Consider the following 19,743-nt stretch of genomic DNA (forward strand, 5'->3'; position numbering starts at 1 on the left):
TGCCCGCCGACGGTAACAGTCATCGGATGACTGGCCGATCGTCCAAGGTCGCCGTGCACTATTGCAAGAGCAGTTCACGTAGTGGACCGCGACCGCGGACCTCACCGGTACAACGCCGCCCGCTCGACGGTCCCCCACGCCGTGCTCGTCGCCACGTACAGCGCGGCGGCCAGCGGCACGACCGCCACGGTGACCAGGGTGAAGAAGGACATGAACGGCACGATCGCCGTGACGGCGCCGAGCCCGGGCACCCGCTCGGCCTCGGCCCCGCGCCCGGGCGCCGTAACGGCGGAGTTCGTGGCCGTCGCCCGCTTCGCCAGCAGGTAGCCGAAGGTGCAGACGACCGCGACGACCGCGAACAGCGCGAGGTGCACGAGTCCCGCCGGACCGAACATCCCGTCCCCGGACAGGGCGTCGGCCCAGCGGTCGCCGAGAGGCGCGGCGAACAGCCGGTGGGAGAGCAGTGCGTTGGGCCGCCCGCCGACGGTCGTGCTGGAGAACAGGTGGTACAGCAGGAAGAACGCGGGCAGTTGCAGCAGACCCGGCAGGCAGCCGGACAGCGGCGACACCTTCTCCTCGGCGTGCAGTTCCAGTACGGCCTTCTGCAGCCGCTCGGGATCCTTGGCGTACTTCTCGCGCAACTCGGCGATCCGCGGCTGCAGTCGCGCCCGGGCCCGCTGGCCGCGGGCGGCGGCCCGGGACAGGGGGTGCACGAGCAGTCGTACGAGTGCGGTGAACAGGACGATCGCCGCGGCTGCGGCCGAGGCGCCGAACAGCGGCTGGAGCGGGTCGGCGAGGTGCTCGACCAGGGTGGCGAACACAGCGAAGACGGACATGGGTGAGCCTTCCGGGGGTCTCGTCGTGCCGGGAAGTGGTCATGGCGGCATGACGACCCGCGCGAGGGCGGACGCTGCGGATGAAGCGGGTGCCCTACGCGGTGGTCGCCGGGAGGGCACACCCGGGCGCCCGGGGCCGGGTGCGGCCCTTGGCGTCGGGGTCGCGTTGCGGCAGGAATGCCGTGCGGCGGGCGCGGTCGCGGATGGCCGTACGCACCCGGGTGGGCGGCAGGGCGGGCGCGGAACGCGCGGCGACCAGGGCACACGCGGCGAGCGCGGAACCGGCCGCGGCGGTCGCGGCGAGCGCGACGGTGGCGGTGAGACTGCCGGTGTCGAACAGGGCGACGCCGAGCAGCAGGACCAGCAGAACGGCGACGGGCCGCCGCGACATCCAGTTCCCGATCACAACGTCCCCCCTCCTCCTCGTCCCGCCCGCGTGTGCGGGTCCGCCCCTCGATTGAACCGGACGTCCTCGACGGGTACCACGGTTGCACACACGAGGCACTTGCCGCACACCCACCTCACCCCGCCTCCCGGCCTCCCGGCGCTTCAGCCCCGCGGCCGCATCGAGACCAGGGTCCCCCACACCACCAGCCGGTACCTGGAGGTGTACTCCGGAGTGCAGGTCGTGAGGGTGATGTAGTAGCCGGGGCTCGGGTAGCCGTAGGCGGGACGGACCGTGGAACGCGGGACCGGCCGCAGGACGCCCCCGTCGCGGGCCGACGTCCGCGGCAGCGTCCGGTCGACGGCGTACGTGTACACCGCGCCGCGCGTCTCCACCTCCAGCTCGTCCCCGCGCCGCAGCCGGTCGATGTGCCGGAACGGCTCCCCGTGGGTGTTGCGGTGCCCGGCGAGCGCGAAGTTGCCGGCCTGGCCCGGCTGTTGGGTGCCGGGGTAGTGGCCGGCGTACCCCTTGTCGAGGACGTCCCGCTTGCCGACGCCCTCGGCGACGGGGACGCGGAGGCCGAGGCGGGGGACGGTGAGGACGGCGTACGCCTGGGAGCGGCGGGGACGCGACGGCGCCCCGGCGGCGGCCGCCGGTTGCCGACGGGACCGGGCGCCGGCGCCCTGCCGGCCGGACGGCACCGGTGCGGCCGTAGGGGAGGAGCCCCGGTCACCGCCGTCACCGCCCGCCGCCCACTCCCGTTCCAGCGCCTCCACCTTCCGCTCGGCCCCCCGACGCGCCTCCCGGTTGGTCCACCACAGCTGGTGGGTGACGAGGAGCAGGAGGACGACCCCGACGGTGACGAGCGCCTCGCCCCCGGCCCACAGCGCGCGCCGTCGCCGGTGCCGCCGCCGTCGGCCGCTGTGCTGCACGACAGGAACGCGCATCGTCATGCCGCCTCCTTCACCGGGCCGCCCGCACGATAAGGGTCGGACCGCCAACTCACCAGCCCCGTAAGCCCGTAACCAAGCCCGGCCCACTCGTTCGAGACTTCGTACGCCGGTTTGAGAAAGGGTTGAGAAAGCGCTGTCACAACCCTCGACAACCCCACCCGCCACCCCCGATGCTTCCTCGTGGCATGCACGGGACAAGCCACGTAGAGCGAAGCGGAGACGCATTCATGATCCGACGCAGAACCCTGCTGGCCGCGGCGGGCGGCACCCTCCTGGGCAGCGCGCTCGCCACCGGCACCGCCCACGCCGACGCCACCGTCGCCGTCAACCCCGCTACGAAGTACGGCACTTGGGAGGGCTGGGGCACCTCCCTGGCCTGGTGGGCCAACGTGTTCGGCGGCCGGGACGACTTCGCCGACATCTTCTTCACCACCAAGTCGGTGACCTACGACGGCACCACACTCCCCGGCCTCGGCCTGAACATCGCCCGCTACAACCTCGGCGCGTGCAGCTGGAACAGCGTGGGCGGCGAGAGCATGGCCGTCTCCCCCAACATCCCCGCCTTCAAGCAGATCGAGGGCTACTGGCAGGACTGGAACAACGAGGACCCGACGTCCTCGGCGTGGGACTGGACGGCCGACGCCACGCAGCGCGCGATGCTGGTCAAGGCGGCACAACGCGGCGCAGTCACCGAGCTGTTCGCCAACTCCCCCATGTGGTGGATGTGTTACAACCACAACCCGTCCGGCGCCGCCGACGGCGGCAACAACCTCCAGTCCTGGAACTACCGTCAGCACGCCTCCCACCTCGCCGCCGTGGCCCTGCACGCGAAGAACGACTGGGGCGTGACCTTCTCCACCGTCGAGGCCTTCAACGAGCCCAGTTCCAGCTGGTGGACGGCGACCGGCACCCAGGAGGGCTGCCACATCGACGCGACGACCCAGGCGGCCGTACTGCCTTACCTGCGCAGCGAGTTGAACAAGCGCGGGCTGACCGGCACACGGATCGCGGCGTCCGACGAGACCAGCTACGACCTCGCCCGCACCACCTTCAACTCCTTCAGCTCGACGACGAAGGGATACGTCGACCGGGTCAACGTCCACGGCTACCAGGGCTCGGGCGGCCGCCGCGACCTGCTCTACACGGACGTCGTGACGACCGCCGGCAAGGCCCTGTGGAACTCGGAGACCGGCGACAACGACGGCACCGGCATGACGATGGCGAGCAATCTGCTCTACGACTTCCGCTGGCTGCACCCCACCGCCTGGGTCTACTGGCAGGTCATGGACCCGTCCGCGAACTGGGCGATGATCGCCTACGACGCGAGCACGCTGCAGCCGGGCGCGGTCCAGACGAAGTACTACGTCATGGCCCAGTTCAGCCGCCACATCCGCCCGGGCATGACGATCCTCGACACCGGCGTGAGCTACGCGGCGGCCGGCTACGACGCGGCGGCGCGGCGCCTGGTGATCGTCGCCGCGAACACCTCCGCCTCCGCCCAGACCCTCACCTTCGACCTCTCCCGCTTCACCACCGTCAGCGGCGGCTCCGGCGGCCTGGTCCCGCGCTGGAACACGGTGACGACCGGCGGCGACCGTTACCGGGCGTACTCGGACACGTATCTGAGCGGGAAGTCGGTGGCGGTGCCGTTCGCGGCGAAGTCGGTGCAGACGCTGCAGATCGACGGGGTGACGATCTAGCCGGGACGGTCCGGCGGTGGCCGGGAAGGGGCAGGCCAGTAGCCGGGAAGGGTCCGGCCGGTGGCCGGACAGGGTCTGCCCGGTAGCCGGAAAGAGTCCGGCCGGTCCGCGCGTGGAGCGCCGTCCCGAAGCAGCGCACCCTGGAGCCGGGACGGCTCTCCCCGTGTCGGCGGTCGGCAGTACGGTGTCACCCATGCGCCCCGACACGCCTGCCGAGAACGTCGACCACACCGCGGAAGCCGCCCGCCTGGAGCGGACCGCCGGCCTGTACCCCGAAGACGCCGAAGCGCTGCTCCTGCGGGCCGCCGCCCACCTGGAGCTCGCCGGCGACCGCCCCGCCGCGACCGCGCTCTACGACCGCCTGCTGTCGTCCCAGGACAGCCTGGAGGACCCGCACCTGGTACGCGCCCTGAAGGCCTCCAACCTGTGGGAGTACGGCCACGAGGCGGAGGCCCGCGCGATCATCACCGGCATCCGCGCGGCGGCCCCCCGGGACCCGGCCCCCTGGGTGATCGTGGCGGAGGCGCTGGAGTCGCACGACGAGCTGGAGGCGGCGCAGGAGACGTTCACGGAGGGCGTCCGCCTGCTGCTGACGGACGTCCCCGAGCCCCCGTACGCCACCCACCCGCTCCTCTTCGGCCGCCACCGGGTCCGCCGCATGCTCGGCGCGGCGCACGACGACTGGGACATCCTGGCGGACACGCTGCACTCCTCGCCCGTCTCCCTGGACGAGCTCCACGACCCCAAGCGCGTGTGGTCCCTCGGCTCGGACAACCCCGCGGAACTGGCCGCGGAGATCTCCCGCCTGCGTGCCGAGCTCGGCACCTACCGCGAGGCCCTCTCCCGCCCCTTCCCGGTCGCCGTCCTGCACTGGCCGGCCGCCGAACTGGCGGAGCTGCTCGCCGCGTACCCGTCGCTGTCCGCGGAGTACCCCTCCCACGCCGGCCACCTGGCGACGATAGAGGCCTCGCTGCGGGAGCTGGCTGCCTCCGGCACCCCCAACCTGGGCATCGTCACGGGCACCGTCCCCTCCTACGAGGCGTTCGCCGCCTCGGAGGGCACGACCCCGGCGGACCCGTCCCTCCTCCCCCAGTACGCGACCACCCTGGCAGCCCGGGGACGTGCGACGGCCTGGCCCCCGCAGAAGGGCGCGGCCTGCTGGTGCGGATCGGGGCAGCCCTACGGGGAGTGCCACGGGGCGTAACGACCGAGGCCGCCCCCTCGGCCCCGGCACGGTTCAGCGGCACGGCTCGGCCGCCCGCTGAACCGTGCCGTACGCCGCCGTACACCGTCGCGCCTGAAAACTGGTCACCGATTACTCACTTGCTCCGACAGCCGCCCTGGATAGGTTCCTCCAGCAAGCAGCAGGCCTCGGATCCATGGCCAGGCGCGGACCTCCGGGACCCCTGTGATCACTTGGCCGAGCTGCGCATTTCATCCGCTCGGGACCCTGCATTCCCGTGCCTTACGGAGGAATCCAAGTGAATCGCACCAAGGTTGCCGCAGGGGCCACGGTCATCGCAGCCGTCATCGCCGGTGGAACCTTCATGCTGAGCTCCACGGCCGCCGCTCAGACCATCGGCGACGCGCCCGGCCGTGTCGCGGTCGCTCCCGATCTCGTCGACAGGTGGTTCTTCTACTGCCCGTTGAACTCGGTGATGAGCGGAGCGGGCGTCAGCCCGGGGCCGAACGTGGTGACCAGGAACATCCAGTTCGAGGCCGCGAACTCCTATCACGGCAACGGATTCGGCGTGGACGTCATCAACAACAGTCACACCGAAGCGTCGTGGGCCGACATCAACTACACCTGCACGCCGACCTCGCCGACGCCGACTCCGACACCCACCCCCACACCGACGCCGACCCCCACGCCGACGCCGACCCCCACGCCGACGCCGACTCCGACACCCACACCGACACCCACGCCGACTCCGACACCGACGCCTACCCCCACGCCCACTCCCACCCCCACGCCGACCCCCACCCCCACCCCGCCGAATCACAGCACCACCATCACCGAGACCAGAACCGCACCCCAGGGTGAGCAGAAGACGTTCTACTTCATATGCCCCTCCGGGACGTATCTCTCCGGGCAGCCTTCCTTCAACGGAACCGCGAGCATGGAGTTCAAGAACTACGGGGTGCTGAGCGACGACATGTTCGGCGTGGACGTGATCAACTGGTCCAATTCCGCGGAATTCACGGTCACCTACACCTGCGTACTCAGCAATCCGCCGACGTCTCCAAGGCACCGGCCCGGAGGATGGAACCTCGGAACGGAAAAGGTGCTGACCGGGACGTATCATGTGGCGGAGACGGACAGGGAATCTCAGATCCACATCGAGTGCCCGGCCGATCACCCGGATTTCCTCCGGTCGAGGATCATCGGCAGGAACGACGAGACCGGTGAAACGATCCTCACGACAGGTGGCACCAACCCTGAGACCACGATGGACGTCGTACCCAACGCGACGGGTGTCGACATCTTCGTGCACAACCCGACCGAACTGGGCCCGTACACGATCAAGGGAAGCCTGTGGTGCGGAAACGGCTGACTCGTCCCTGTTGAGGCGGATTTGACCTCTCAGTCGAGCTCCGCTGCCGGCCACCGCACGCCGCAGCCCCGCGTCGCCGCCCCCTGCCACGCCCTTCCGCGCGCTGCCACGCGGCCTCGGGGCCGTCGCAGAAGTTGAGTAACGATTACTCAGTGACGGGGGCACCCCTTGGCCGAAAAGTGAAGTACTGTCTCGATCCGTGCGGATCAGCTACGCCGAAAAGCGATGTCGTGGAGGTTGGCGATCCCGACCATCACCTTCATTTCGGAGTCAAGCCGGGGCCAGTTCTCGTCGAGAGGACGGCGCACTGATCAGATGACGGCTTCATAAGGTCTGGCGAATTCCCAGGCCACACGTCATCTCGATGCGTGACACGCGTATGCCGCGACCGGGTAGCGGCTGTTCCAGCTCAATGACGTAATCAAAGATCCACGGGGGAATGTCATGACTGATGGCAAATCCAGCATGCTCCGCGCCAAGCGCAGACGGCTGGGCCTGGTATCGCTCACGCTCGCGGCGTCCGCATCCGCGGCGGTGCTGACCGGCTGCTCGAGCAGCGACGACAAGGCGAGTCCCTCGGCGGCGCCCAGCGCCCTGCCGGACGCCACCCGCATCGTCCAGGAATGCGCGCGCACCACCCAGACCCTGCACGACGTGCACCTGAACCTGGCTGTCGCCGACATCCCGAACCTGCCGGTGGAGAAGGTCAACGCCGACGTCACCAACAAGGTGAAGGGGCAGGGGCAGGCGGCCGGCGAGGCCCGGGTGCGCACCAGCAAGCAGTCCGACTTCACCGACACCAAGTTCGTGGTCTCGAACAGGACTCTGTACGCCGGCGACGGTTCCACGTACCAGCCGGTCGGACAGGCGGAGAAGATCTACGACCCGGGCGTGATCCTCGACAAGGACAAGGGTCTCGCCAACGTGATCGCCCAGATCAAGAACCCCAAGGCGGAGGCCCGGGAGAAGGTCGACGGCGTCGAAACGGTGAAGGTCAGCGGCACCGTGGACGCCTCGGTGATCGACCCCATCGTCCCGCAGTCCGGCAAGAAGGGCGGGCCCCTCCCGATCACCGTCTGGATCAAGGACGTCCCGCCGCCGAGCGGTTCGGCCAAGGCGTCGCCGCCTGGCAAGGGCTCTCCCGACAAGGCGCCGAACCTGGTCAAGGCCGTGGTGAAGCAGGGCGACGGAACCATCACGGTGCTGCTCTCCGAGTGGGGTGCTCCGGTCTCCATCCCCAACCCGGCTGCCTGACAGGCGGACACCGGCCCGGGAATGCGGAACGGCGGCGATGCCCGTCGGACCGCCCCCGGGCCGGTTTCGTATTCAGGCTCCGATTCTGCCGGGAAGAGAATGGAAGGACTGCAATGACCACAACCGACCGCCCAAAACCCGAGGCCGAGGCCGAGGCCGAGGCCGAGGCCGAGGAATTCCGCCGGCCTCCGCACCCGGAGGGCCCACCGCCGGTCTCCAACGTCTGGGTCTACGACGGAAAAGCCTACGACCTGAGTGAATGGATCTCCAAGCACCCAGGCGGCGAATTCTTCATCGGACGCACGAAAAACCGCGACATCACTTCCATCGTCGGTTCTTACCACAAGAACCCCGAGGCTGTCGCGAGGATGCTCGAACGCTACTCACTGGACCGTGAGGCGCTGCCGGAGGACATTCACCCGAAGGCCAACGCGCCGGCCTTCCTCTTCAGTGAGGACTTCGACAGCTGGCGCGACACCCCGAAGTACCGCTTCGACAACAAGGACGACCTCCTCCACAAGGTGAAGGCCCGGCTGAAGCAGCGCGAGATGGCCGCTCGCATCAGGCGGATGGACCGCTACTTCAACATCACGGTGGCGATACTGGCCGTCCTGTACTTCGCCGTGCAGGGCCTGCGCCTGATCGAACGCGACTGGATGCCCCTGCCGGTGTTCGTGATCGCCATGGTGCTGCTGCGCAGCGCGATGGCCGGCTTCGGCCACTACGCGATCCACCGTGCCCAGAAGGGCATGAACAAGATCTATGTGAACGCGTTCGATCTCAACTATGTCGCCCTGTCGTTCGTGACCGCGGACGGCCACGCGCTGCTGCACCACCCGTTCACGCAGAGCGAGGTGGACATCAAGAAGAACGTGTTCACCATGATGATGCGGGTGCCACGGCTGTTCCGCATTCCGCTGCACACTGTACACAAATTCGGTCACACGATGACCGGCATGATCATCCGCCTGCTCGATGTCTGCCGCCTCACCCGCAAGGTGGGCGTCAAGGACATGTACGGGACGTGGGGCGGAGCGCTGCCGCACTTCATAGGCTCCTTCGGCGTGCGTTTCCTGCTGGTCGGCGAGTTCGTGCTGTTCGCCGTGGCGGGGGACCTCTGGGCCTGGGTGCTCCAGTTCCTGATCACCATGTGGATCAGCACGTTCCTCGTGGTCGCCAGCCATGACTTCGAGGTGGAGACCGAGGAACTGGTCCACAACACCGAGGACTGGGCCGTCGACCAGATGGAGCAGGCCTACGACCTCAAGGTCGTCGGGAACCGCTATGTCGACTGCTTCCTGTCGGCCGGCCTCAGCTCCCACCGCGTGCACCACGTGCTGCCGTACCAGCGCAGCGGTTTCGCCAACATCGTCACCGAGGACGTGCTGCGCGAGGAGGCGGCGAAGTTCGGTGTCGAATGGATACCGGCCAAGAGCTTCTTCACCGACCGTTTCCCCAAGCAGATCAACACGTATCTGCTCTCTCCCTCGAACGATGCCGTGGAGAAGGACTGGGGATTCTGGCGCGAGCATTTCTCGCCGCTCGCCCTGAAGCAGTGCGTCGTATACGCGGCGCAGGGGTTCACCGGAATCGGCACGGTCTGAGGCCGTCACTCAAAAGACTTCGATGGCGATCGAGCGACCGCGCCACTGTGCCACCGCGCCACTGTGCCACCGCGCCACCGCGCCCTGTCGGCGCTCGCCCGATCGCCATTCATTCAACGCATAGGAGAAATCCATGGCTGTCACCATGGGTGAGGGCTTCACGTCTTCTGAAACACCGACCGGCACCACCGGACGCGTCCCCGGCCACGACCCGCTCGGAGGTCTGCTGCCGCCGGCTCCGCTGACCACCGTGGGCGTGATCGAGAGCATCGCGACGGGCGCGCCGGGCCGGCGCTTCGAGCAGGCCGAGGTCGCCGGGCAGGTGGCCGAGCTGTTTTCGCAGCCCGCGCGGCGAGCGGCCATCTCACGGCTCTACCGCAATACCAGGATCACCACGCGGCACCTGGCGATCGACCCCCTGGACCCCGACTTCCTCGCCTACAGCAAGGAGGCCGGCACCATCCGGGACCGCATGAACCTCTTCTACCGTCATGCGGTTCCGCTCGCCGTCGACGTGGCGGGCCGCGCCGTCGCGGGTCTGGAGGACCCGGCGTCGGACATAGGCATGCTGGTCTTCGTCACGAGCACCGGGTTCATCGCGCCCGGCGTCGACGTCGCCCTGATCAAGCAGCTGGGACTGTCACCGGCGGTCAACCGGGTGGTCGTGAACTTCATGGGCTGCGCCGCGGCCATGAACGGCATGCGCACCGCGGTGGACTACGTTCGCGCCCACCCGGACAAGAAGGCCCTGGTGGTGTGCATCGAACTCAGTTCGGTGAACGCCGTCTTCGACGACGACATCAACGACGTGATCACCCACAGCCTGTTCGGCGACGGGTGCGGCGCGGTCGTCATCGGCGCCGGCCAGGTGCACCAGCCGCTGGCGCCCGGCAAGGTCGTCATCCGCGACACCTTCAGCCACCTCTTCGACGGCGCGGAAGACGGCATCGTGCTCGGCGTCAACCACAACGGCATCACGTGCGAGCTGTCGCAGAACCTTCCCCAGTACATCTACCAGGGCGTCGACCCGGTGGTGTCGGCCGTACTGGAGCGGAACGGACTGGACAAGTCCGACGTCGACCACTGGGCGATCCACCCGGGCGGACCGAAGATCATCGAGGAATCGGCGCACTCGCTGGGAATTCCCGAGGATCTGGCAGCGGCAAGCTGGGACCTGCTTGCCCGACACGGAAACATGCTCAGCGTATCGCTCATCTTCGTGCTGGAGCAGATGATTTCCCAGGCCGAGCCGGAAAAGCAGATCTCGACCGGTGTGGCTTTCTCCTTCGCGCCCGGCGTCACGCTCGAAGGCATCGTCTTCGACATCGTCCGGCAGTGAGCGCGAAAACCGGCGCTGATCGCGGCCTACGAAAAGAGCGGTAACCATGCAACTCATCAGGTACCTAGTCTCGATATCCAGGATGCGGATAGCCGCTGTCATCGTCTCCGGCCTGGTCTGCGGCGCGGCCAACACCTATCTGGTGATGCTCATCCGGGGCGTCATTTCACCCGAACCGCATCCGGGCGTGACGGTCCACAGCTTCGTCCTGACCGGACTCGTCATCCTGGCCGGCGGTGTCCTGTCGCAGATTCTGCTGATCCGGCTGGCCCAGGACGCCATCTACCGGCTGCGCACCGACCTGAGCGCGGGCATCGTCTCGGCCCCGCTCGAGCACCTCGAACGGCTGGGCACGCACCGTCTGATGGCGACGCTGACCGAGGACGTCCGCTCACTGTCGCAGGCGGCCACGGCCATTCCGAGCATCTGCATCGACGCGGCCACCATCATCGGGTGCTTCGCGTTCCTGGCGGTCGTCTCGGGAGTCGTCTTCGCGGTGACGGTGGCGGCCACGCTGCTCGGAATCGCCTGCGTCGAGGTCATCCTCAAGCGCGTACGGCGCATCTACCGGGAGGCGCGGGAGCACGAGGACGCACTGCTGCGCTCCTACCAGGACGTGTCGCTGGGCATCAAGGAGCTCAAGCTGCACCGCGGCCGGCGCCGCGACTTCATCGCACGTCACCTGCTCGGATCGGCCGACACCCTGCGCGTGCAGAACGTCAGGGCCGGCTCGAAATTCTCGATGGCCCAGGGATTCGGGCAGATGCTGCAGCTGGCGACCATGGCGCTGGTGCTGTTCGTGCTCGCCGAGGCGATGTCCTTCGAACGCGATGTCATGGTCGGATACGTCCTGGTCACCACGTTCCTCGCCATGCCGATGCAGAACTTCATGCACCGGATCCCGGACCTGCTGCGCGGTGACGTGGCGCTGGCCAAGATCCGCTCCATGAACCTGTCGCTGGAGACCATGCACAACGAGGACCGCCTGCCCTACAGCGACCGGCCGTCGGCCACCGAGGCCCGGCTGGAACTGGTGAACGTCGGCTACAACTACCCCACCGAGCCGCCCTCACCGTTCCCCCCGCCACCGGGAAGTCATCCCGGGCCCCCTCCCGCCGGCGGCCCGAAGCCGGGTCCCGGGGGACATCCGCCGAGAGAACACGGCGGTCGTCCCGCGGGCGGCCACGGCAAGCGCCCACCCGCCCCGGGCGCGGCTCCGGCAGCACCACCGCCCGATGTCAACGGCCGTCACCGGATCAACCACAGCTTCGGCAACGGCCTGCCCGCTCCGCTGGGACCGCCGCCGGGTGACGACGGTTCCGGTTTCCGGCTCGGCCCGCTCGACCTGGTCCTCGAACCCGGTCAGGTCACCTTCGTCGTGGGCGGCAACGGCAGCGGCAAGTCCACGCTGGCCAAGCTGATCACGGGGCTGTACGTCCCACGCACCGGGCACCTGCAGCTCAACGGTGAGCACATCGCCCACGAGAACATCGAGTGGTTCCGGCAGAACGTGTCGGCGGTGTTCTCGGACTTCCACCTGTTCGAGGACTATCCGGGCTTCGACCAACCGGATCTCGACGGTGAGGTGCGGCGGTACCTGGAGGAGATGCAGATCGCGCACAAGGTGACGGTGGAGAACGGCCGCCTGTCCACCACCGCGCTGTCGCAGGGCCAGCGGAAGCGGCTGGCCCTGCTGACGGCCCTGCTCGAGGACCGGCAGATCTACGTGTTCGACGAGTGGGCCGCCGACCAGGAGCCCCGCTTCCGTGAGGTGTTCTACCGGGAGATCCTGGCCGGACTGAAGCGGCGCGGCAAGACGGTCGTCGTGATCACCCACGACGACCGCTACTTCGGCCTGGCCGACCAGCTCGTCAAGCTGGACTTCGGCCGGGTGGTGGCGATCGAGCAGTCACCGCAGTCGACCGTGGGCGCCGATTAGGCCGTTTCCCCGGCGTCCGACCGACAGAGCGACGCGTGCGGCCGGCCGGAGTACTCGTCCGGCTCACGCAGCACTCGTCCGGCTCACGCCGCCGCAACGCCGTCTCCAGCACCTCCAGGAGCATCCTGGTCCCGCTGGAGACGGCGGCCGACCGGCCGACAGCGCTGCGAAAAAACAGGTGTCCACGACAAACTCCTCAACGCCTTGAGCTGGGCGGACTCCCCCGTTGCCGTCGCCTGACGCGTCGCCGCGCCCCGAAACCGACGTACGCCGCTATCGCCTGGACGCGCGGGATGCCGTACTTTCAGGTGACTTGATCCGGTCAGCCGGTTCTCACCACTGCGGGCTCATCGACAGCCCGGGGGCCGGCGGTGTCTACGGGGGGCGTAGAAGTGGGCAGGAAGAGATCGCTTTACGGCGGACGGCGGCGACAGGCGCGAGCATCGCTCGGAGGCCGCGCGTGAACGTGCAGACGAGTATTTCCCGCTGGCCGCTGGTCGGCAGGGACGGGGACCTGGCGCTGTTCACCCGGGCGTGGGCGGACCGGTCGTGCCAAGGGGTCGTGGTGTACGGTCCGGCCGGAGTCGGCAAGACACGGCTTGCCGAGGAATGCCTGGAGCGTGCCGTCGCTTCGGGTTCCAAAGCCCTGCGGGCCACCGCCTCGGCGGCGGCCGCGGCGGTGCCGCTGGGGGCGATCGCGCACCTGCTGCCGGCCGACATGGACCTGTCCGACCCGGTACGGGGCTTCGACCAGGTCGCCGCCGCGCTGGCCGGGCCGCGGGGGCACAGGTGGGCGGTGTTCATCGACGATCTGCATCTCCTGGACGCGACCTCGGCCGTTCTGCTCCGCCAGCTCCTGGACGCCCGCGTCATACGGTTGATCGGCACCGTGCGCACCGGAGAGCCGGCCGGCGATGCGGTCGCCGCGCTGACCGGCCCGGAAGCGGTGTGGCGCGTCGATCTGGGCGAATTGGGCGAGGAGCAGGCCGAGCGGCTGCTGCGCCAGGTACTCGGCGGGCCGATCGGCCACCGCGCCCTGAAGCATCTGCACGACGTCTCCCAGGGCAACGTGCTCTACCTGCGCGAGCTGGTCATCGGTGCGCTGCGGGCCGGGGCGCTGAGCCGCCGTGGCATGGTCTGGGAACTGACCATGGACCCGCTCACCAGCACACCCAAGCTCACGGAACTGATCAAGGCCCGCCTGCTGGCCGGAAGCCCGGCAGCACTTCCCGTCCTGGAGCTGCTGGCGCTGTGCGAGCCGCTGCCGCTCGCCGACGCGCAGGCGACCGCGTCTCTGGACGTACTGACCGACCTGGAGGACGCCGGGCTGATCCGGGTCACCACGAGCCGGCGCCGCACGACCGTACAACTGGCCCATCCCCTCTACGGAGAGGTGCTGCGCGCCGGCATTCCCGCACTCCGCCGCCGAACGCTGCTTCAGCACCAGTGCGAGCGCACGCTGGCTCATGGTGCACGCCGGCGTGACGACGCTCTGCACCTGGCCACCTGGCAGCTCACCGCCACCGGTACCGCCGAACCGAGCCTGCTGAGCCAGGCCGCCGCTCTCGCCCGGCACGCGCACGACTACCGGCAGGTCGTCACCCTGCTCGAGGCCCTGCCCGAGACCCACCACACGACCGCCACCCGCCTGCTCCTCGGTGAGGCCCACTCGACTCTCCATCAGTTCGAAGAGGCGGAAACAGTCCTCGCGAGGGCCTGCGAGGCCGCGGAGAACGAGGCGGAACGGATCGTCACCGTCCGGGCGAGAGCCCTGACCCTCCTCCTGCACGGCCGTACGAGCGAAGCCCTGAGCGTGAACGACTGGGGCAAGGACCAGATCATCAGCACGATCGGCAAACACGCCATCCAGGCGAACGAGGGCTACATACGCTGCCTCACCGGAGAGCCGGCCCTCGGCCTGGGCCTACTGGACGCGATGGCCGACCTCGAAGCAGCGATCGACTCGGAACACATACTCGACGTGTGGCTGGTGAGCGCGCTCTGCAAGAGCCTCGCGCTGGCCTTCACCGGTCGAGCGGCCGGCGCCGCGGAATTCGCCACGAAGGCCTATTCGACCCACCTCCGAATGAACCAGAAGGCGCTGTTCCAGCATCCCTCCGCCCAGCTCCACGGCCTCACCGTGGCCCTGACGGAGACAGGGGAACTCGAACGGGCGCGGACGACCGGCCGGGACGCCATCTCACAGGCGGTCGCCGCCAAGTCGCCCGTCAACTACCTGTGGGCGAGTTTCTTCACCTGCCGCAGCGAGTTCATCGCCGGCCACCTGAGCGAAGCGCGCGATCTCTGTGCGGAGGCCGCTTCGGAGGCCCACTCCCAGAACGTCGCGTTCGCGACCCGCCTCATGGACTCGGTCCTCGCGGCGACCCAAGCGCAGATGGGGGACGTCGAGACCGCCGAAGCCATCGTCACCGAGAGCCTGGCCCACCCGATGAGCGGACTGTTCAGGGGCGAGGAGCGGCTGGGTGAGGCCTGGCTGCACGCCGCCCGAGGCCGACTCGCCGCGGCCCGGGCTGTGTTGACGGAGGCCGCCGTAGACGCGCGGCAAGGCGGCCATGCCACTTCGGAGGCGCTCCTGCTGACCGACGTCGCCCGGCTCGGCGGCGCCGGAGAAGTCGCCGGCCGTCTGGCCGAGCTCGCCGACACCTGTGACGGCGCGCTGGCGCAGGCCCGGGCCCACCTCGCCGGCGCCCTGGCGGCCGACGATCCTGACCGTCTCCATGCCGTCGCGGAAGAACTCGAAGCCCTGGGGGCGGACCTGCTGGCAGCGGAAGCCGCGACCGCGGCCGCGACCGCGTGGATACGAGTCGGAGAATCCAGGCGCGCCGCCGGCGCGACAAATCTGGCCACCGTCTGCGCACGCCGTTGCCCCGGCGCGAGGACGCCGCTGCTGGCCCCGGCGGAGGTCACCGCCCCCCTCACCACGCGTGAACGCGAAATCGCCCTGCTCGCCGCAGGCGGCGCCTCCAGCAACGACATCGCCGCCTCCCTCCACCTCTCGGCCCGGACGGTCGACAACCACCTGCAACGCGCCTACAGCAAACTGGGAGTCACCAGCCGCCGAGAACTCGCCCCCATCCTCCAACGCACCACCGACGACCTCGCCGCACCGTCTGCTGGGGGGTGAGGCTCGGCGCGCCGACGTCCATGGCCCCGGCGCCGGACACGGCCGGGCTGCTCCTACGACTCCGTCACAGCATCGACAAGGAGGGGTGGCCGCCTGATTGTCAGTGGATGCTGTTAGAACAGACCCACACCGCAGGCGGGCTGAAGGAGCACACGTGACGGAGTCGGGGGACCTCACGCACCTGGACGAGGGTGTGTACGAAAGACTCGTCACGCACGATCTGCTCGATCAGATGGCGAAGCTCGAGGCCGCAGGCTGGAAGGCCGTCGATGCGGAGGTGAGTGAGGAGTCCACCCCCCAGGTTCTGGCCCGGCACATCGGCGAGGCGGTAGCGCGGCGGTTGGCTCGGCTGCCGCACAAGAAGCAGGTGGACGTCGCCAACCAGCTCATGCAGTCGCTCGACGCCAACGCGCCGGATCCGGATGAGAACGGGTCCGGTGGCAACGCAATCGCGGATGGGCCCCGCCAACTGCTCGCCCTCGCCGAGCGTGAGGCACCGGGCGTCTATGCGATCCGCCCGCTGACCCCTCTTTCCGAGACGGCGCTGATAACCAACGCTCCGGATGACCCCAACCTGGGCGCCGAACTGCGGGCGGAACTGGCCACCGCCGACGGCATCGATCTGCTCTGCGCGTTCGTCAAGTGGCACGGCATACGGGTACTCGAGGACGCACTGCGTGCAGCGAGGGAACGGAACGTTCCCATCCGGGTCATCACGACCACCTACATCGGAGCCACCGACAGATACGCGTTGGACCGCTTGGTCCGCGAGTTCGGGGCCCAGGTGAAGGTCAACTACGAAATCCGGTCGACCCGTCTGCACGCCAAGGCCTGGCTGTTCCGCCGTAACACCGGCTTCGACACAGCCTACGTGGGCAGTTCGAATCTCTCGAAGGCCGCCCTACTCGACGGTCTGGAGTGGAACGTACGGCTCTCATCGGTCGCCACCCCGAGGGTGATCGACAAGTTCGAGGCGACGTTCGACGCGTACTGGGATGACCCTGCCTTCGAATCGTACGACCCCGATGAGGACGGGGAGCGTCTGGCCGAGGCGTTGGTTCTGGCGGGGGGCAAGGGGCCGGCGGACGACCTCAAGATCAGCCTTTCCGGGCTCGAGGTGCAGGCCTACCCTCACCAGAGGGACATGCTGGAACGGCTGCGCGTAGAGCGTGAGATCCGCGGTCACCACAAGAACCTTCTGGTCGCGGCCACCGGCACCGGTAAGACCGTCATGGCCGCGCTGGACTATCGCAACCTGCGGGACGAGCTTGGCGGACGGCTGCCCCGGCTGCTCTTCGTCGCGCACCGCAAGGAAATCCTGAAACAGTCCCTCCGCACTTACCAAGAGGTACTCGGCGACGCCTCCTTCGGTGAACTCCTGCACCAAGGCAGGGAACCTCGCGACTGGACCCATGTCTTCGCCAGCGTCCAGTCCCTCAACCTGCGCCGTTTGGAACAGTTGGACCCCGGCCACTTCGACGTCATCGTCATCGACGAGTTCCACCACGCCACGGCGAACACCTACCGCCGGGTCCTCGATCACTTCCAACCGACCGAACTGCTCGGACTCACCGCGACGCCGGAGAGGATGGACGGCGCCAATGTGCAGGACGAGTTCTTCGAAGGCCGGATCGCCGCTGAAATGCGGTTGTGGGAGGCCCTTGAGGCCGATCTACTCTGCCCGTTCCACTACTTCGGTGTCCCGGACGGGACAGACCTCACCCGGCTGAAGTGGCGGTCGGGCAACTACGACCGGGACGAGCTCAGCAACGTCTACACCGCCGGCGACGGACAGGCTCTCATTGTCCTCAAGCAGGTCCGGGACAAGATCTCCAACCCGGCCGCCATGCGTGCCCTGGGCTTCTGTGTGAGCAAGGAGCACGCTCGCTTCATGGCCGAGCAGTTCAACAAGGTCGGCTTGAAGGCGGCTGCCCTCGACAGCGACTCGCCTCAGGCGGAGCGGGAGCAAACCCTGCACGATCTGAGAGACGGGAAGATCCAAGTGATCTTTTCCGTCGACCTGTTCAACGAGGGTCTGGACATACCGGACGTCGATACGCTGCTGCTCCTGAGACCCACGAACAGCGCGACCGTTTTCCTCCAGCAGTTGGGGCGCGGACTGCGCCGCACGCCGAACAAGCCTGTACTGACCGTGCTCGATTTCATCGGTCAGCACCGGGCGGAGTTCCGGTTCGAGGAGCAGTTCCGTGCGCTGACGAATCTGTCCCGCAATCGTCTGGTCGACAACATCGAACGTGACTTCCCGCACCTTCCCTCCGGCTGTCAGATCATCCTGGAGGGCAAGTCCAAGAAGCTCGTCCTCGACAACATCCGCACCCAGGTAAACGCCACTATCAACACGCTGGCGAAAGAGGTCAGGGACTACAGCACGCCCAAGCTCGCGGCGTACTTGCGCGAGAGCCGGCGTGACATCAAAGAGCTCTACAAGAGCGGCAACTCCTGGACCAAGATTCTGTGCAAGGCAGGAGTCATCAAGGACGGCCCTCAGCCTGATGAGGAAGACCTGCTCAAGCGCGTCCACGCCTTCCTCCACGTAGACGACCCGGACCGAGCGCGCGCGTACCTGCGCGTTCTCGCCGACGACGCCCCCGACTACGAATCCCTCTCCCCGGGCGAGCAGGCGTACGCCCGCATGCTGTTCTTCAACCTGTGGGACAAGGCGGGCGGCTTCTCCAGCTACCGCGAAGGCCTCGGATCACTGCGCGCGCAGCACCTACTCCGGGATGAACTGCGGCAGGTTCTGTCCTACGTCCTGGACCGCACCGACCACTTCCCCATCGCCCTGGACGGACCGCTCAGCCACCTGCCACTGAAGATCCACAGCGCCTACAACCGCTCGGAGGTCCTCTCCGCGCTCGGCGTGGCGCGCCTCGGTGGCCAGATGCCCGGCGTCTTCAGTCAGGGGGTCACCTGGGTCGAGGAGATCAAGACGGATGCCTTGTTGATCACCCTGGAGAAGAACGAAAAGGACTTCTCCCCGAGTGTTCGTTACAAGGACTACGCGATCACTCCCACCCGCTTCCACTGGGAGTCGCAGAGCACCACACCCGAGAACTCCCCAACCGGCTTGCGCTATCAGAATCACGCGAGACAGGGCAGCCACGTCCTGCTGTTCCTGCGCCGCTACAAGAACAGCGCCATCGGCAAGTCCGAGCCCTGGATGTTCCTCGGTCCCGCCACCTACGTGAAGCACACGGGCAGCAAGCCGATGGCGATCACGTGGGATCTCCAGTACGAGCTTCCGGCCGACGTGTGGACGTACTCGACGATCGCCGCTGGGTAACCAGGCGAGGACAGTGATGCCCTCACCCCTGTAGACCGTCACCTCCGGCACTCTGCACCTCGAAGTGCGTCTGCGCCCGTTCCAGTACCTCATCGGGGTCACAGCCATGGGCCCGGAGCCAGTGAAGGATGTCCGCGATCGCGCCGACCACCGCTTCCTCGGCCCTCACTCTGCTGAGGACGCTCGCGCCCTGCGGCAGGGCTGCCAACTCGCACCAGGTCACCTTGCGATCGGGAAGGACCTGAACGCCCCAGCGATCGGCCACTGCATCCACTAGGGTCATGCCCCGTCCGGACTCAGAGTCGTTACCCACGTCCACGAGAGTGGGGAGTGCTCGCGCGTCGGGGTCGTGCACTTCGATGCGGAGACCCGTTCCGTGCAGCGACAGGGCGAGGGTGGTCGGCGTCCCAGGGCCGACGTGGTTGATCACGTTGGCGACGAGCTCGGTGACGAGGAGCTGGACGGTGTCGATCGCGTCATGGAGCCCCCAGAGCTCCAAGTGGCTTTGTAGGAAGCGCCGAAGGGGAGCCACCATTTCACCTTCGGCCAGAAACGGAAGGTGCCAGGACCTCCCCGGCACGCACATGACACAGCCCATATCCATCTCCTCCACGCCCCTATCAAGTCGCAGTGCGCAATCATTGCCTCACCGAGAGTCGCACTGTAACTCTCAAAATGGAACTCTCACCGCGATCCCGCGGGAGCACACGCAGGCTCCGCGCGCCCCCG

Annotated in this window: 14 protein-coding genes; 9 read left to right on the plus strand and 5 right to left on the minus strand. The window is 68.1% G+C overall.

The window, feature by feature from the left end; all coding sequences use genetic code 11:
- Positions 1-101: 101 nt before the first annotated feature.
- The 3 genes from ACZ5GT_RS10445 to ACZ5GT_RS10455 all read right to left on the minus strand — a co-directional run bounded on the left by ACZ5GT_RS10445 (position 102) and on the right by ACZ5GT_RS10455 (position 2,168).
- The gene (locus tag ACZ5GT_RS10445; protein WP_469018466.1) at positions 102-836 is read right to left on the minus strand and encodes a YidC/Oxa1 family membrane protein insertase; all 735 of its coding nucleotides are present in this window, start codon (positions 834-836) and stop codon (positions 102-104) included.
- A gap of 94 nt (positions 837-930) precedes the next feature.
- Positions 931-1,227, minus strand: a complete 297-nt coding sequence (locus tag ACZ5GT_RS10450; RefSeq protein ID WP_469018981.1) for a DUF6412 domain-containing protein — start codon at positions 1,225-1,227, stop codon at positions 931-933.
- 158 nt (positions 1,228-1,385) lie between these two features.
- Positions 1,386-2,168, minus strand: coding sequence for a class E sortase (locus ACZ5GT_RS10455; protein ID WP_469018987.1), 783 nt, complete (start codon positions 2,166-2,168; stop codon positions 1,386-1,388).
- Positions 2,169-2,401: 233 nt separating this feature from the next.
- Between ACZ5GT_RS10455 and ACZ5GT_RS10460 the strand changes: the two genes are divergently transcribed.
- The 5 genes from ACZ5GT_RS10460 (at position 2,402) to ACZ5GT_RS10480 (ending at position 9,287) form a co-directional block, all read left to right on the plus strand.
- Positions 2,402-3,874, plus strand: coding sequence for a glycoside hydrolase (locus ACZ5GT_RS10460; protein ID WP_469018470.1), 1,473 nt, complete (start codon positions 2,402-2,404; stop codon positions 3,872-3,874).
- Between the two features lie 193 nt (positions 3,875-4,067).
- A complete protein-coding gene (locus tag ACZ5GT_RS10465) occupies positions 4,068-5,078 on the plus strand; it encodes an SEC-C domain-containing protein (RefSeq protein ID WP_469018473.1) in 1,011 nt (336 codons plus the stop codon).
- Between the two features lie 277 nt (positions 5,079-5,355).
- Complete coding sequence (locus ACZ5GT_RS10470; protein ID WP_469018475.1) at positions 5,356-6,429, plus strand: hypothetical protein; 1,074 nt, start codon at positions 5,356-5,358, stop codon at positions 6,427-6,429.
- Positions 6,430-6,873: 444 nt separating this feature from the next.
- Positions 6,874-7,683, plus strand: coding sequence for an LppX_LprAFG lipoprotein (locus ACZ5GT_RS10475; RefSeq protein ID WP_469018478.1), 810 nt, complete (start codon positions 6,874-6,876; stop codon positions 7,681-7,683).
- Between the two features lie 113 nt (positions 7,684-7,796).
- Positions 7,797-9,287 carry a fatty acid desaturase gene (locus ACZ5GT_RS10480; protein ID WP_469018482.1) on the plus strand — a complete coding sequence of 497 codons (1,491 nt, stop codon included), beginning with the start codon at positions 7,797-7,799 and terminating at the stop codon, positions 9,285-9,287.
- A gap of 9 nt (positions 9,288-9,296) precedes the next feature.
- On the opposite strand, the gene ACZ5GT_RS10485 is transcribed toward ACZ5GT_RS10480, so the two are convergent.
- Positions 9,297-9,422 (minus strand): hypothetical protein, encoded by a 126-nt coding sequence (locus ACZ5GT_RS10485; RefSeq protein ID WP_469018487.1) that lies wholly within the window; start codon positions 9,420-9,422, stop codon positions 9,297-9,299.
- A 115-nt stretch (positions 9,423-9,537) separates the two neighbouring features.
- Between ACZ5GT_RS10485 and ACZ5GT_RS10490 the strand changes: the two genes are divergently transcribed.
- From ACZ5GT_RS10490 to ACZ5GT_RS10505, 4 genes are all read left to right on the plus strand, one after another.
- On the plus strand, positions 9,538-10,626 hold the full coding sequence (locus ACZ5GT_RS10490; protein ID WP_469018491.1) for a type III polyketide synthase: 1,089 nt from the start codon (positions 9,538-9,540) through the stop codon (positions 10,624-10,626).
- Positions 10,627-10,708: 82 nt separating this feature from the next.
- The gene (locus ACZ5GT_RS10495; RefSeq protein ID WP_469018494.1) at positions 10,709-12,565 is read left to right on the plus strand and encodes an ATP-binding cassette domain-containing protein; all 1,857 of its coding nucleotides are present in this window, start codon (positions 10,709-10,711) and stop codon (positions 12,563-12,565) included.
- A 460-nt stretch (positions 12,566-13,025) separates the two neighbouring features.
- On the plus strand, positions 13,026-15,710 hold the full coding sequence (locus ACZ5GT_RS10500; RefSeq protein WP_469018499.1) for a helix-turn-helix transcriptional regulator: 2,685 nt from the start codon (positions 13,026-13,028) through the stop codon (positions 15,708-15,710).
- Positions 15,711-15,942: 232 nt separating this feature from the next.
- A complete protein-coding gene (locus ACZ5GT_RS10505) occupies positions 15,943-19,014 on the plus strand; it encodes a DEAD/DEAH box helicase (protein WP_469018990.1) in 3,072 nt (1,023 codons plus the stop codon).
- Positions 19,015-19,036: 22 nt separating this feature from the next.
- On the opposite strand, the gene ACZ5GT_RS10510 is transcribed toward ACZ5GT_RS10505, so the two are convergent.
- Positions 19,037-19,618 carry an ATP-binding protein gene (locus ACZ5GT_RS10510; RefSeq protein WP_469018993.1) on the minus strand — a complete coding sequence of 194 codons (582 nt, stop codon included), beginning with the start codon at positions 19,616-19,618 and terminating at the stop codon, positions 19,037-19,039.
- Between the last annotated feature and the right edge of the window lie 125 nt (positions 19,619-19,743).

This window comes from Streptomyces sp. NPDC031340, from assembly GCF_055569945.1.